Annotated in this window: 14 protein-coding genes; 7 read left to right on the forward strand and 7 right to left on the reverse strand. The window is 67.8% G+C overall.

The window, feature by feature from the left end:
- Positions 1-18 precede the first annotated feature (18 nt).
- From urtA to V4F39_RS14560, 7 genes are all read left to right on the forward strand, one after another.
- Positions 19-1,284 carry an urea ABC transporter substrate-binding protein gene (urtA, locus tag V4F39_RS14530; RefSeq protein ID WP_332290253.1) on the forward strand — a complete coding sequence of 422 codons (1,266 nt, stop codon included), beginning with the start codon at positions 19-21 and terminating at the stop codon, positions 1,282-1,284.
- Positions 1,285-1,309: 25 nt separating this feature from the next.
- A complete protein-coding gene (urtB, locus tag V4F39_RS14535; RefSeq protein WP_332290254.1) occupies positions 1,310-2,224 on the forward strand; it encodes an urea ABC transporter permease subunit UrtB in 915 nt (304 codons plus the stop codon).
- 43 nt (positions 2,225-2,267) lie between these two features.
- Positions 2,268-3,482: an urea ABC transporter permease subunit UrtC gene (urtC, locus tag V4F39_RS14540; RefSeq protein ID WP_332290255.1), complete on the forward strand. Its 1,215-nt coding sequence runs from the start codon at positions 2,268-2,270 to the stop codon at positions 3,480-3,482.
- Positions 3,483-4,194: 712 nt separating this feature from the next.
- Positions 4,195-4,938, forward strand: a complete 744-nt coding sequence (gene urtD, locus V4F39_RS14545) for an urea ABC transporter ATP-binding protein UrtD (protein ID WP_332290256.1) — start codon at positions 4,195-4,197, stop codon at positions 4,936-4,938.
- A 13-nt stretch (positions 4,939-4,951) separates the two neighbouring features.
- Positions 4,952-5,641, forward strand: coding sequence for an urea ABC transporter ATP-binding subunit UrtE (gene urtE, locus V4F39_RS14550; protein WP_332290257.1), 690 nt, complete (start codon positions 4,952-4,954; stop codon positions 5,639-5,641).
- A 27-nt stretch (positions 5,642-5,668) separates the two neighbouring features.
- Positions 5,669-6,895 carry a formamidase gene (gene fmdA, locus V4F39_RS14555; protein WP_332290258.1) on the forward strand — a complete coding sequence of 409 codons (1,227 nt, stop codon included), beginning with the start codon at positions 5,669-5,671 and terminating at the stop codon, positions 6,893-6,895.
- Positions 6,896-6,911: 16 nt separating this feature from the next.
- The gene (locus V4F39_RS14560) at positions 6,912-7,253 is read left to right on the forward strand and encodes an FmdB family zinc ribbon protein (RefSeq protein ID WP_332290259.1); all 342 of its coding nucleotides are present in this window, start codon (positions 6,912-6,914) and stop codon (positions 7,251-7,253) included.
- 19 nt (positions 7,254-7,272) lie between these two features.
- On the opposite strand, the gene metW is transcribed toward V4F39_RS14560, so the two are convergent.
- The 7 genes from metW to pepA form a co-directional block, all read right to left on the reverse strand.
- Positions 7,273-7,857, reverse strand: coding sequence for a methionine biosynthesis protein MetW (gene metW / locus V4F39_RS14565; protein WP_332290260.1), 585 nt, complete (start codon positions 7,855-7,857; stop codon positions 7,273-7,275).
- Complete coding sequence (gene metX, locus V4F39_RS14570) at positions 7,854-8,987, reverse strand: homoserine O-succinyltransferase MetX (RefSeq protein WP_332290261.1); 1,134 nt, start codon at positions 8,985-8,987, stop codon at positions 7,854-7,856. The genes metW and metX overlap by 4 nt, the downstream gene beginning before the upstream one ends.
- A gap of 239 nt (positions 8,988-9,226) precedes the next feature.
- Positions 9,227-10,375, reverse strand: a complete 1,149-nt coding sequence (locus V4F39_RS14575) for an ABC transporter permease (protein WP_332290263.1) — start codon at positions 10,373-10,375, stop codon at positions 9,227-9,229.
- On the reverse strand, positions 10,372-11,301 hold the full coding sequence (locus V4F39_RS14580) for an ABC transporter ATP-binding protein (protein ID WP_332290264.1): 930 nt from the start codon (positions 11,299-11,301) through the stop codon (positions 10,372-10,374). Before V4F39_RS14580 ends, V4F39_RS14575 begins: the two co-directional genes overlap by 4 nt.
- A gap of 2 nt (positions 11,302-11,303) precedes the next feature.
- On the reverse strand, positions 11,304-12,293 hold the full coding sequence (locus V4F39_RS14585; RefSeq protein ID WP_332290265.1) for an HlyD family secretion protein: 990 nt from the start codon (positions 12,291-12,293) through the stop codon (positions 11,304-11,306).
- Positions 12,294-12,342: 49 nt separating this feature from the next.
- Positions 12,343-13,275 (reverse strand): exopolyphosphatase, encoded by a 933-nt coding sequence (locus V4F39_RS14590; protein WP_332290266.1) that lies wholly within the window; start codon positions 13,273-13,275, stop codon positions 12,343-12,345.
- Positions 13,276-13,417: 142 nt separating this feature from the next.
- Positions 13,418-14,245, reverse strand: a complete 828-nt coding sequence (gene pepA / locus V4F39_RS14595; RefSeq protein ID WP_332290267.1) for a flocculation-associated PEP-CTERM protein PepA — start codon at positions 14,243-14,245, stop codon at positions 13,418-13,420.
- Between the last annotated feature and the right edge of the window lie 137 nt (positions 14,246-14,382).

Raw genomic sequence — 14,382 nt, forward strand, 5'->3', positions numbered from 1 at the left:
ATCTCGAGGAGAACCCGCATGACCATCGACCCCCGCGACATCGACCCGACCCTGGCCTCGCTGCGCCGCCGCCGCCTGCTGCAGGGCGCGGCCGCGCTGCCGCTGGCCGGCCTGGGCGGCCTGGCGCTGGCCCAGCAGTTCCCCACCGCCAAGGTCAACACCACCAAGCTGGCCGTCACCGACACCGAGGTGACGGTGGGCCAGCTGCACTCGGCCACCGGCACGATGGCCATCTCCGAGACCGGCTCCATCCAGGCCGAGCAGCTCGCCATCGACCAGATCAACGCGATGGGCGGCGTGCTGGGCCGCAAGATCAAGGTCATCAAGGAAGACGGCGCCTCCGACTGGCCGACCTTCGCCGAGAAGTCGAAGAAGCTGCTGGTCAACGACCGCGTCGCGGCCGTGTTCGGCTGCTGGACCTCGGCCTCGCGCAAGGCCGTGCTGCCGATCTTCGAGAAGGAGAACGGCATGCTCTATTACCCGACCTTCTACGAAGGCCTGGAGCAGAGCAAGAACGTGATCTACACCGGCCAGGAAGCCACGCAGCAGATCCTGTGGGGCCTGGACTGGGCGCAGAAGACCAAGGGCGCGAAGACCTACTTCCTGATCGGCTCCGACTACATCTGGCCGCGCACGTCGATGAAGATCGGCCGCAAGCACATCGAGAACGTGCTGAAGAACAAGGTGGTGGGCGAGGAGTACTACCCGCTGGGCCACACCAACTTCAACTCGCTGATCAACAAGATCAAGGTGGCCAAGCCCGACGTGATCTTCGCGGCGGTGGTGGGCGGCTCGAACGTGGCCTTCTACAAGCAGCTGAAGGCCGCGGGCGTCACCGCCGACAAGCAGTTCCTGCTGACCATCTCGGTCACGGAAGACGAGGTGCTGGGCATCGGCGGCGAGAACATGGCGGGCTTCTACTCGTCGATGAAGTACTTCCAGTCGCTGGACAACGAGAACAACAAGAAGTTCGTCGCCGCCTTCAAGGCCAAGTACGGCAAGGACGCGGTGATCGGCGACGTGACGCAGGCCGGCTACCTCGGCCCCTGGCTGTGGAAGGCCACGGTCGAGAAGGCCGGCAGCTTCGACGTCGACAAGATCGCCGCCGCCTCGGCCGACATCGAGCTGAAGACCGCGCCCGAAGGCTACGTGAAGCTGCACCCCAACCACCACCTGTGGAGCAAGACGCGCATCGGCCAGGCGCAGGCGGACGGGCAGTTCAAGGTGGTGGCGGAGTCGCCCAACCTGATCGAGCCGAACCCGTTCCCCGAGGGCTACAAGTAAGCCGCACCGCGAGGGAGATGACGCCATGACGCTGACCGACATGATGAACATCGGCCTGATGCAGGGCTTCGCCGGCCTGAGCCTCTTCTCGGTACTGCTGCTGATGGGCTTGGGCCTGGCCATCATCTTCGGCCAGATGGGCGTCATCAACATGGCGCACGGCGAGTTCATGACGATCGGCGCCTACACGATCTACCTCTTCTCGCACCTCGCTGAGGCCTACGCGCCCAAGCTGGTGCAGGCCTACTTCCCGTTCGCGATCGCCGCGGCCTTCCTGTTCGCCTTCGCGGTGGGCTGGGCGGTGGAGTGGCTGGTCATCCGCCACCTCTACCGCCGGCCGCTCGACACGCTGCTGGCCACCTGGGGCCTGTCGCTGGCGATGCAGCAGATCTTCCGCTCGACCTTCGGCGCCAAGGAGGTGAGCCCCACGCTGCCCGACTGGCTGATGGGCTCCTGGGCACCCGCCGAAGGCCTGGACATCCCGATCAACGGCCTCTTCGTGATGGGGCTGACGCTGCTGGTGACGGCCGGGGTGCTGATCGCGCTCTACAAGTCGCGCTGGGGCTTGCGCGTGCGTGCCACGGTGGCCAACCGCGTGATGGCCAACGCCACCGGCATCAACACCCGCCAGACCGACCGGCTCACCTTCGCGATCGGCTGCGGCATCGCCGGCGTGGCCGGCGCGGCCTTCACCACCATCGGTTCGACCGGGCCGACCTCGGGCTCGCTCTACATCGTGGACGCCTTCCTGGTGGTGACCTTCGGCGGCGCGGCCAGCCTGTTCGGCACGGTGGTCTCGGCCTTCGGCATCGCGCAGACGCAGTCGATCTCGGAGTTCTTCATGACGGGCTCGATGGCCAAGGTGCTGACGCTGTCGGCCATCGTGGTGATCCTGATGTTCCGCCCCCAAGGCCTGTTCGCGGTCAAGGTTCGGCGCTGATGGCCGCCCTGCTTCTTCTCGCCTCATCGATCGGACAGTGCATATGAACGGCTTCAAGCAGTGGATGGGCCGCACCGGCATGGGCAGCGTGCTGCTGCTGGCCGTGGTGCTGGTGGTGGTGTTCCCGCTCACGCTCGACCTCTTCCGCCTCAACCTCGTCGGCAAGTACCTGAGCTACGCCTTCGTGGCGCTCGGCCTGGTGATGCTGTGGGGCTGGGGCGGCGTGCTGAGCCTGGGCCAGGGCGTGTTCTTCGGCCTCGGCGGCTACGGCATGGCGATGTTCCTGAAGCTGGAGGCCAGCGACCCGGAGACCACCAAGATCCAGTCGACGCCCGGCATCCCCGACTTCATGGACTGGAACCAGGTGACCGAGCTGCCCACCTGGTGGCTGCCCTTCCATTCGTTCCCGGCGACGGTGCTGCTGGTGCTGGGCGTGCCCACGCTGCTGGCCTTCGTCATCGGCTTCGCGATGTTCAAGCGCCGCGTGGGCGGGGTGTACTTCGCGATCATCACGCAAGCGGTGGCGCTGATCCTCACGGTGCTGATCATCGGCCAGCAGGGCTACACCGGCGGGGTCAACGGCATGACCGACCTGAAGACCCTGGCGGGCTGGGACACGCGCACCGACAGCGCCAAGGTGATCCTGTACTTCGTCTGCGTGGGGCTGCTGCTGGGCGCGATCGTGCTGTGTACCTGGATCCAGAAGAGCAAGCTCGGCACGCTGCTGCTGGCGATGCGCGACAAGGAAGACCGAGTGCGCTTCTCGGGCTACGACGTCGCCAACTTCCGCGTGTTCGCGTTCTGCCTGGCGGCGATGCTCTCGGCCGTCGGCGGCGCGATGTTCACGCTGCAGGTGGGCTTCATGTCGCCGTCGCTGGTGGGCATCGTCCCGTCGATCGAGATGGTGATCTTCGCCGCGGTGGGCGGGCGCATGTCGCTGGTGGGCGCGGTGTACGGCGCGCTGCTGGTGAACTACGGCAAGACCTACTTCTCCGAGACCTTCCCGGACCTGTGGCTCTTCATGATGGCCGGCCTCTTCCTCGGCGTGGTGCTGGCATTCCCCGACGGGCTGGCCGGGCTGTACACCGACAAGGTGAAGCCGTGGCTGATGAAGCGGATGGGCCGCGGCCCTGCCGCGCCGCAGGCTGAGGCGGCAGCACCCGCCGCTGTCGCGGCAACGCCGCTGCGCCGCGCCACCGAAGGCAACGGCGCGACCGATGCACCGCTGCCGCCGAGCGTCCAGGGCCAACACGGCTAAGACAGGAGCGCCGCAAGATGAGACGTCTTGAGTTGTCGCTGCTGTCGTCGAAGCAACTGCCCGGTGCGCTACCTCGTTGGGGCTGGAATGCGCAACAGGCGGTGCCCGGTGGGGGCTCATGCTGGGGTGGTCGGCGCGTTCCGCGCCGACTCCGCTGCGATGCTCGGGCCGAGGTCGGTGCCGCCGAACTCGCTACGTTCGCTTCGCTCACTGCGCTCAAACAGGCGTCGGCAAGTCAGATGTTGATGCGCGCTGCGCGCGCCGACCTCGGCCCTGCGCTTCTCGCCACCCCAGAAATCGCCCCCACCGGGCACCGCCTGCTGCGCTGGCACCGGCTTTTCCTTGCTTGGATAAAAGCAAACCCACGCCTCAGCCCGACAGAGCCCGAGGCGAAGCGAGCAATCCATCGCCGCGAATCACCCACCGTGCCTGCTGCGGGGTGTGCGCGTGCGCTGGGGCCTGCGTGTGAGGCGCCGAGTAGCGCAGGGCGCCTGGGGTGCGCGCGCAGCGCGCTTCGTCAACTGATCTGCCGACGCCTGTTTGAACGCAGCGAACGCAGTGAGCGAAGTGAGTTCGGCGGCAACCCCAGGCGACCGAGCAACGCAGGGAAGTCGGCGCTCCGCGCCGACCGCCTCAGTCGCAGGCCACGGCATACCTGCACACCCCGCAGCACAAGCACCGACCCCCAGCGCCCCGCCGGAGCACAAACCCCATGAGCAACACAGACTTCGCCCTGGCAGTCGAAGACCTCACCGTCTCGTTCGACGGCTTCAAGGCCATCGACAACCTGACGCTGTACGTCGACAAGAACGAGCTGCGCGTGATCATCGGGCCCAACGGCGCAGGCAAGACCACGCTGCTCGACCTGATCTGCGGCAAGACACGCGCCAGCCACGGCAGCATCAAGTTCAAGAACCAGGAGATGACGAAGCTGGCCGAACACCGCATCGTGCGCGCCGGCATCGGCCGCAAGTTCCAGACGCCGTCGATCTACGAAAACCTGTCGGTCTTCAAGAACCTGGAAGTCTCCTTTCCGCGCGGGCGCAGCGTGTTCGGCGCGCTGGCCTTCCAGTGCGACGACGAGGTGAAGCAGCGCGTGCAGGCGGTGGCCGACGAGATCGGCCTGGGCGACCAGCTCGAGACCGAGGCTGGCCTGCTCTCGCACGGCCAGAAGCAATGGCTGGAGATCGGGATGCTGCTGATGCAGGAGCCCGAGCTGCTGATGCTGGACGAGCCCATCGCCGGCATGAGCGTGCGCGAGCGCGAGCTGACCGCCGAGCTGCTGCAGCGCATCTGCCAGGGCCGCTCGGTCATCGTGATCGAGCACGACATGGACTTCGTCAAGCGCATCGCCCACAAGGTGACGGTGATGCACCAGGGAAAGATCCTCGCCGAAGGCTCGATGGACGAGGTGCAGAACGACCCCAAGGTCATCGACGTGTACCTCGGCCATTGAAAGGACGCCCGCCATGCTGAACGTCACCAACCTGCACACGTCCTACGGCCAAAGCGAAGCGCTGCACGGCATCGACTTCTCGGCCAAGCGCAACGAGACGGTTGCCATCATGGGCCGCAACGGCATGGGCAAGACCACGCTGTTCAAGAGCCTGATCGGCGTGCTGCCGCTGAAGGCGGGCACCATCGAAGTCGACGGGCACGACGTATCGAAGCTGGAGAGCTACCAGCGCGTGGCCAAGGGCATCGCCTACGTGCCGCAGGGGCGGATGATCTTCCCGACGCTCACGGTCACCGAGAACATCCAGACTGGGCTCGAGAACGCGAAGAGCCAGCGCATCCCCGACGAAATCTATGCGCTGTTCCCGGTGCTCTTCGACATGCGCAACCGCAAGGGCGGCAACCTCTCGGGCGGCCAGCAGCAGCAGCTTGCGATCGCGCGGGCGCTGGTGACGGACCCCAAGGTGCTGCTGCTCGACGAGCCGACCGAAGGCATCCAGCCTTCGATCATCAAGGACATCGCCCGTGCGCTGAACGAGATCCGCAAGCTGCGCGAGATCACGATCGTCGTCTCCGAACAGGTGCTGAGTTTTGCGATGGACGTCGCCGACCGCCTGTTCGTCATCGAAGGCGGCCGGCTCGTGCACGAGAGCCCGCGCGCCGGCATCGACGCCGAGCGCATCAAGCAGTTCCTGTCCGTCTGAACGAACGTCAACACGAGGAGCGTGACCATGCCCGAAACCCTGATCAAGGTCGACCTGAACCAGCCCGCACCCAGCAACGAGAACGTGCACAACCGCTGGCACCCCGACATCCCGATGGCCTGCTGGGTGAAGCCCGGCGACGACTTCATCCTGGAAACCTACGACTGGACCGGCGGCTTCATCAAGAACAACGACAGCGCCGACGACGTGCGCGACATCGACCTGACCACGGTGCACTACCTGAGCGGCCCGGTGGGCGTGAAGGGTGCCGAACCGGGCGACCTGCTGGTGGTGGAACTGTTGGACATCGGCGCCAAGCAGGACAGCCTGTGGGGCTTCAACGGCTTCTTCAGCAAGCAGAACGGCGGCGGCTTCCTGACCGAACACTTCCCGCAGGCGCAGAAGTCGATCTGGGACTTCCACGGCATGTTCACCACTTCGCGCCACGTGCCGGGCGTGAAGTACGCGGGGCTGATCCACCCCGGCCTGATCGGCTGCCTGCCCGACCCGAAGATGCTGGAGACCTGGAACACGCGCGAGCAGGCGCTGATCGATTCCGACCCGGCCACCAGCGGCCTGGCCAACCCGCCCTTCGCGGGCACGGCCCACATGGGCAAGCTCACCGGCGATGCCAAGGCCCAGGCCGCGGCCACCGGCGCGCGCACCGTGCCGCCGCGCGAACACGGCGGCAACTGCGACATCAAGGACCTGTCGCGCGGCTCGAAGATCTTCTTCCCCGTCTACGTGGACGGCGCGGGCCTGTCGGTCGGCGACCTGCACTTCAGCCAGGGCGATGGCGAGATCACCTTCTGCGGCGCGATCGAGATGGCCGGCTGGGTGCACATGAAGGTCAGCGTCATCAAGGGCGGGATGGCGATGTACGGCATCAAGAACCCGATCTTCAAGCCCAGCCCGATCGTGCCCACGTACAACGACTACGTGATCTTCGAAGGCATCAGCGTCGACGAGAGCGGCAAGCAGTACTACCTGGACGTGAACGTGGCCTACCGCCAGGCCTGCCTGAACGCGATCGAGTACCTGAAGAAGTTCGGCTACTCCGGCGCACAGGCGTACAGCATCCTGGGCACGGCGCCGGTGCAGGGCCACATCAGCGGCGTGGTGGACGTGCCCAACGCCTGCGCCACGCTGTGGCTGCCGACGCAGATCTTCGAGTTCGACATCAACCCGAGCGCGGCCGGGCCGACCAAGTTCCTCGACGGCAGCGTCGACATGCCGCTGTCGCCCGACCTCTGAGCACGGGGCCCGACGCATGCCGACCTACGACTACCGCTGCGACCGCTGCGGCCCGTTCGACGCAGTGCGCCGCATCGCCGACCGCGAGCAGCCGCTGCCCTGTCCGAACTGCGGCGCCGACTCGCCCCGCACCTGGCTGGCCGCGGCGCGGGTGTCCGACATGGACACCGGCCTGCGGCTGGCGATGGAGACGAACGAACGCGCCCGGCACGAGCCGCAGCGGTCGAGCGACTACGCGCGGCTGAAGCACCCGTCGGGCTGCGGCTGCTGTTCGGGCGCACGCCGCAGCGCCACGGTGACAGGCGGCAACGGGAACAAGGCGTTCCCCTCGAAGCGGCCGTGGATGATCAGCCACTGAAGGGCCCCAGAGGCAAAGCTCAGGCTCGCTCGAACTTGAACACCGCCACGCTGGCCATCAGGTTCGGCCAGCCGCGCACGACCTTGCCCTGGTGCATGCCGAAGCTGTCGAGGATCGACAGCCCGTTCTTGCGGGCCAGCACCTCGAAGTCGGCATAGGTGCCGACGCGGATGTTGGGCGTGTCGTACCACTCGTAGGGCAGCGCGCGGGTCACGGGCATGCGGCCGCTCACCACCCGCAGGCGGTTGGGCCAGTGCGCGAAGTTCGGGAAGCCGACGATGCCGATGCGGCCCACGCGCGCGGTTTCCTGCAGCATCTTCTCGGTGTTGCGCAGGTGCTGGAGCGTGTCGAGCTGCAGCACCACGTCGAACGAGCGGTCCTCGAACAGCGCGAGGCCTTCCTCGAGGTTGAGCTGCAGCACCTTCACGTCGCGCCGCACGCAGGCGGCAACCTTGGCGTCGTCGATCTCCACGCCAAAGCCGCGGCACTGGCGGTGCGTGCGCAGGTGGTCCAGCAACGCACCGTCGCCGCAGCCGAGGTCGAGCACGCGGCTGCCCACCGGCACCAGCGAGGCGATGACTTCCATGTCCGATCTGTCGCTCATGCCCGCGCCTCCTTGGCCACGTTGTCGAAGTACGCCCGCAGCACGGCGTGGTAGCGCGGGTCGTCGAGCAGGAAGGCATCGTGGCCGTGCGGCGCGTCGATCTCGGCATAGCTCACGTCGTGCTGGTTGTCGACCAGCGCCTTCACGATCTCGCGCGAACGGGCGGGCGAGAAGCGCCAGTCGGTGGTGAAGCTCACGAGCATGAACTTGGCCTGCGCGGCGGCGAAGGCGCGCGTGAGATCGCCGCCGTGCTCGCGCGCGGGATCGAAGTAATCGAGCGCGCGGGTGATCAGCAGGTAGGTGTTGGCGTCGAAGTACTCGCTGAACTTGTCGCCCTGGTAGCGCAGGTAGCTCTCGATCTGGAACTCGATGTCCTGCGTGCTGTAGCCCAGTTCGGCGGCGCGCATGCTGCGGCCGAACTTGGCCTCCATCGAATCGTCGGACAGGTAGGTGATGTGGCCGATCATCCGGGCCACGCGCAGGCCGCGCTTGGGCAGCACGCCGTGCGCGTAGAAATGGCCGCAGTGGAAGTCGGGGTCGGTCACGATGGCGCGGCGCGCGACTTCGTTGAACGCGATGTTCTGCGCCGAGAGGTTGGGCGCCGTCGCCACCGCCACGCAGTGCCGCAGCCGCGCCGGGTGGCGCAGCGACCAGCTCAGCGCCTGCATGCCGCCCAGGCTGCCGCCCAGCACCGCGGCCAGCTGCGTGATGCCCAGGCGGTCGAGCAGGCGGGCCTGGGCGTCGACCCAGTCCTCGACGGTGACGACCGGGAAGCTCGCGCCGTAGGGCTGGCCGGTGGCCGGATTGGTCTGCATCGGCCCGGTCGAGCCGAAGCAGGAGCCCGGGTTGTTGATGCCGATGACGAAGAAGCGCTCGGTGTCGAGCGGCTTGCCGGGGCCGACGAGGTTGTCCCACCAGCCTTCGCTGCGCTCCTGGCCTTCGTACGTGCCGGCCACGTGGTGCGACGCGTTGAGCGCGTGGCACACCAGCACCGCGTTGCTGCGGTCGGCGTTGAGCGTGCCGTAGGTTTCGTAGACGAGCGTGTAATCGGCGAGCTGCGCCCCGCTTTTCAGCGGCAGCGGCTCGGCGAAGTGCATGCTCTGCGGCGTGACGTGACCAAGGGATGCCATCGAAAGAAAAACCCGGTGACGCCAAAGAAGCGGACACCGGGCCAGGCATCCCTCTTTAGCTGCATTTGTTGAAGCGCCCGCAATCGGAGAAGCAAATCGGCGCTGGAGCTGAAGAGTGTACAGCGCACCAGCACACCAGACGGGTCTTGATCCAGCTCCCGCCAAGGAGCCGGCTCCGCCGGTCCTTCAGCGGGCGGCCCCCTCGGGGGGTAGCGAGCGAAGCGAGCTTGGGGGCGCCATCAATCCAGCGTGCGGCGGAAGCGCAGCAGCCCGACAGCCAGCATGGCCGCCGTGAACAACAGCAGCGGCCACAGGTGCGGCCAGACGTCTGCTGCCGCGTTGCCCTTGAGCATGAGGCCGCGCACCAGCCGCAGGAAGTGTGTCAGCGGCAGCGCCTCGCCCAGCCATTGCGCCCAGCCGGGCATGCCGCGGAACGGGAACATGAAGCCCGACAGCAGCATCGACGGCAGGAAGAAGAAGAACGTCATCTGCATCGCCTGCATCTGGCTGCGCGCGACGCTGGAGATGGTGATGCCCACCATCAGGCTGGCGCCGATGAAGGCCAGCGTGCCCAGCATCAGCAGCACCGTCGAGCCGTTGAACGGCACGCCGAAGACGTGGCGGGCCGCCAGCAGGATGACGGCGACCTGCACCAGGCCGATGGCCACGAAGGGCACGATCTTCCCCACCATCACCTCGAGCGGCTGCACCGGCGTGGCCAGCAGGTTCTCCATCGTGCCGCGCTCCACCTCGCGCGTGAGGCCGAGCGAGGTCATCATCACCATGGTCATCGTCAGGATGACGCCCATCAGCCCGGGCACCACGTTGTTCTGCGTGATGCCCTCGGGGTTGTAGCGGCGGTGGATGCGCCACTCGAACGGCACCGCCTGCGTGGAGGGCGCGGCCGCGGGCAGGTGCCGCAGGTCGTGGCGCAGCGCGCCGGCCGCCAGCTGCTGCACGGCGCCCAGCGCATTGCCGGTGGCGGCGGGGTCGGTGGCGTCGGCCTCCAGCAGCAGCGCGGGGCGTTCGCCGCGGTCGACCGCGCGGGCGAAGCCGGCCGGCACCGTCAGCACGAACTGCACCTCGCCGCGCGACAGCAGGCGGTCGGCCTCGCGCTCGCCGATGCCGGCGTGCGTGACGCGGAAGTAGCCGGTGTGCTCCAGCGCCTGCACCAGGCTGCGCGTGTACGGCCCCTGCTCCTGCGCGACGACGGCGGTGGGCAGGTGGCGCGGGTCGCCGTTGATGGCGAAGCCGAACAGCGCCATCTGGATGATCGGGATGCCGATCATCATCGCGAAGGTGAGCCGGTCGCGGCGCAGCTGGATGAGGTCCTTCAGGATCACCGCCCACAGCCGGCCGGCGCTGAACGGTTCGCGCGCCTGCTTCATGCCATGTTGTCGGCGCTGCGCCGCGACAGGTGGATGAACAGCTCTTCGAGCGAAGGCGACGCCGTGTGCCACGCGAGGCCGTCACGGCCGCGCCACGGCGCCAGCGCCTCGTCGAGCGCGCGGGCGTCGACGCCGCTCAGCCGCCACTGGTCGCCCAGGCGCGTGGCGGTTTCGACCGCCGGCACCGCCGACAGCGCAGCCGCAGCCTGCGCGGCACCAGGGCCCTCGAGCACGCGGGCAACGAGGCCGCTGTCGGCCAGCAGGGCCTCGGGCGTGCCCAGCGCCAGCAGGCGGCCGTAGGCGATGTAGCCGAGGCGGTGGCAACGCTCGGCCTCGTCCATGTAGTGGGTGGAGACGAGCACCGTGATGCCGCGCGAGGCGAGCTCGTGGATCTCGGCCCAGAAGGCGCGCCGCGCGCCGGGGTCGACACCGGCCGTGGGCTCGTCGAGCAGCAGGAGTTGCGGCTCGTGGATCATGCAGCCGGCCAGCGCCAGCCGCTGCTTCCACCCGCCCGACAGGCTGCCCGCGAGCTGCGCCGCGCGGGTGGCCAGGCCCAGGCGCTGCAGCGCTTCGTCCACGCGCGCGGCGCGGCGGTCGAGCCCGTACACGCGCGCGATGAAGTCGAGGTTCTCGCGGATCGAGAGGTCTTCGTAGAGGCCGAAGCGCTGCGTCATGTAGCCGACGCGGCGCTTGATGGCCGCCGACTCGCGCACGACGTCGAAGCCCAGCGTCTGGCCCGCGCCGGCATCGGGCGTCAGCAGGCCGCACATCATGCGGATCGAGGTGGTCTTGCCGGAGCCGTTGGGGCCGAGGAAGCCGAACACCTCGCCGCGGCGCACCTGCATCGACAGGCCGTCGACCACCGCGCGGCCGCGGTAGCGCTTGGTCAGGCCCTGCACGTCGATGACGAGTGCGTCGTCGGCCATGGTCAGCGCGTGTTCTGGTGGCCCCCGGGCCCTGGCACGCCGAGCTGCACGTCGACCGGCAGGCCCGGGTGCAGCGTGGCCACCGCACCCGGCACCGGCCACGCCTCGACGAGGAACACCATGCGCTGGCGCTGCCGCTCGGTGTAGACGACCGGCGGCGTGAACTCGGCCTCGGGCGCCACGTAGCGCACGGTGGCGTCGAACGGCGCGCTGCAGCCGTCGCAGGTGGCGCGCACTCGGCTGCCGACCGGCACGCGCGCCAGCAGGGCTTCGGGCACGAAGAAGCGCAGCTTCAGTGCGGTGGGCTCGAGCATTTGAACCACCGGTGCACCGGCCGCCGCCCATTCGCCGGGGCGCAGCAAGGTGTCCACCACCCGTGCGGCGGCCGGCGCGGCCACCGATGTCTGGCCGAGCCGGAAGCGCTGCTGCGCGACGGCGTCGCGGGCGGCCGCGGCTTCCGCTTCGGCGGCCGCCTGGCGATCGTCGCGGGCGCCGAGCCGGGCCGTGCGCAGGTCGGCCGCCAGGCGCTGCGCATCGGCGGCAGTGGCGTCGCGGCGTGCGCGCAAGGCATCGAGCCCGGCGCTGGAAACGAAGCCCTGGGCAGCCAGGGCCTGCTGGCGCTTCAGGTCGCTCGCCGCCTGGGCGGCCGCGGCCTGCGCGGCTGCCAGGGCGGCCTGCGCTGCCGCAAGCTCGTCGCGGCGGGCGCCGCGGGTGAGATCACGCGCGCTGGCCTGCGCCGCCTGGGCACGCGACTCGGCCTCGCGCAGCGCCAAGGCGGCCAGATCCGGTTCGACGGCGAAGAGCGGTGCACCGGCCGAGACGCTGGCGCCGCGTTCGACCGACAGGGCCACGAGCCGGCCGGCGACCGGCGAGGCGACCCGCAGGTATTCGGCTTCGACGTAGCCGGTGATGGGCGGCTCGGCGGGCGGGCTGCAGGCGGCCACTGCGCCGAGCACCGCCGGCAGCAGGGCTGTACGGGCGACGTCACGCATGCCTCGGCCTCCTCCGCCGCTCGCGTCGGCGGCACGGAGGCAGTATGCGTCAGCCGTCGCGGCGGATGCGCTCGATCAGTTCGGCCAGCTTGGCTTCGGCCTGGTCGTTCTCGACCTGGCAGGTGCCGGCGGCTTCATGCCCGCCGCCGCCGTACTGCAGCATCAGCTCGCCGACGTGCGTGCGGCTGCTGCGGTCGAGGATCGACTTGCCGGTGGCGAACACCGTGTTGCGCTGCTGCACGCCCCACATCACGTGGATGGAGATGTTGGTCTGCGGGAACAGCGCATAGATCATGAAGCGGTTGGTCGCCCAGATCGTTTCCTCGTGCCGCAGGTCGAGCACGACGAGGTTGCCGTGCACCGTGCTGCATCGAACGATCTGCTCCTTGGCACGTTCGGCCTGTTCGAAGTACAGCTCGACGCGTTCCTTGACATCGGGCAGGCCGAGGATGTCCTGGATGCCGTGGTTGCGGCAGTAGGCGATCAAATCCATCATCAGCGCGTAGTTGCTGATGCGGAAGTTGCGGAAGCGGCCCAGGCCGGTACGCGCGTCCATCAGGTAGTTCAGCAGCACCCAGCCGGTCGGGTTCAGGATCTCGTCGCGGGTGAACTGCGCCGCATCGGCCTTGTCGACGGCGTCCATCATGTCGGGCGCGATCGTCGGGAAGACCTTGGCGCCACCGTAGTGGTCGTACACCACACGGGCTGCCGAGGGTGCCTTGGCGTCGATGACGTGGTTGGGCCGGTCGCCAGTGTTGCGCAGCGTTTCCGAGGCATGGTGGTCGAACGCCATGTGCACGCCGGGCACGTAGGGCAGGTTGGTGGTGATGTCGCGTGCGCTGACCTCGACCTTTCCGTCCTGCATGTCCTTGGGGTGCACGAACTTGATCTCGTCGATCAGCTTCAGCTCGTTCAGCAGCACCGCGCAGACGAGGCCGTCGAAGTCGCTGCGGGTAATGAGGCGGTAGGTCGGCGAGGTCATGGCTGCTCCTGTGCAATCGCGAAGAGATCGGCACGCCACCCATGAACTGAAGCACATACCTGCGCCACGTTGCACCGCCGCACGGACGAAAAAAAACCCTGCGGGCTTGGCCCGCAGGGTTTCTTGTAGAGCGGAGCTTGGCTTAAGCCTTGCCGCCCTTGCGCTGACGCGCGAAGGCCAGGCCCAGCAGCGCCGCGCCAACCAGGGCCAGGCTGCCCGGTTCCGGCACTTGGCCCGCGAAGTCGATGCTGCCAGTGGCTTGCGTCAGTTGGATGAACTGGCCGTTTTGCACGAAGCCGGTCGACGTGTTCGTGAAGCTGTTGAAGGCATTCGTGTAGAACGGGTCGGGCTGCGTGAACACCGTTTCGCCGAACGCGGTCAGCGAGAACAGCGAATTGGCATTGAAGGAGGTGCCCCCAGCAGCATTGAACGACGCGGCGTTCGGGCCGGTGGCATCCAGCAGACCCGTGCCCACCAGTTGCGCGCCTGCGCCGACCGACACCGACGGTGCCACACCGGCCGGCGAGCCGGGGTTGAACACCGCGTTGCCGGCAGCGGCGAACGGACGGGCATAGACCTCGAAGCTCAGCTCGAGGATGTTGTACTGGCTACCCGCGGTACCGAAACCCGTGCCGCCGCCGGTGTAGGAGGTCTTGTAGCTGAAGACCGTCCACATCTGGTAGCCGAGGTTCAGCGGGCCGCCGATGTTCAGACCCGTGTTGCCCGAGTTCAGCGACGAGTTGTTCAGTGCGAACGAGGTGAACTCGACGTAGCCAGTGCCGGTGACGGTTTGCGTCGCCGCGTCGAGCGTCAGCAGCGCAGCCGCGCCACCGTCGATCTTGTCGGCGTTGAACGGCGCCACGGCATAGCCGAGTGCGCTGGGCGTCACTTCGAAAATCGGGGCGGCCATGGCCGAACCGGCGACCAGCGTCGCTGCGGCGATGGCGCCTGCGTACTTGAACATCTTCATGTTTCGCTCCTTGAGAACCAGTTGGTGCATCGGGCAGAACGATCAACTGCCTCCGCCTGCGACACCAATAAGCACAAGGCGTACCAGGAAAAATTTTGCTTACGCATCAAGCACTTACAGGAAACATCCAATCTTCT

Origin of the sequence: Aquincola agrisoli (assembly GCF_036621135.1) — a bacterium.
GTDB classification, from domain to species: domain Bacteria; phylum Pseudomonadota; class Gammaproteobacteria; order Burkholderiales; family Burkholderiaceae_C; genus Aquincola; species Aquincola agrisoli.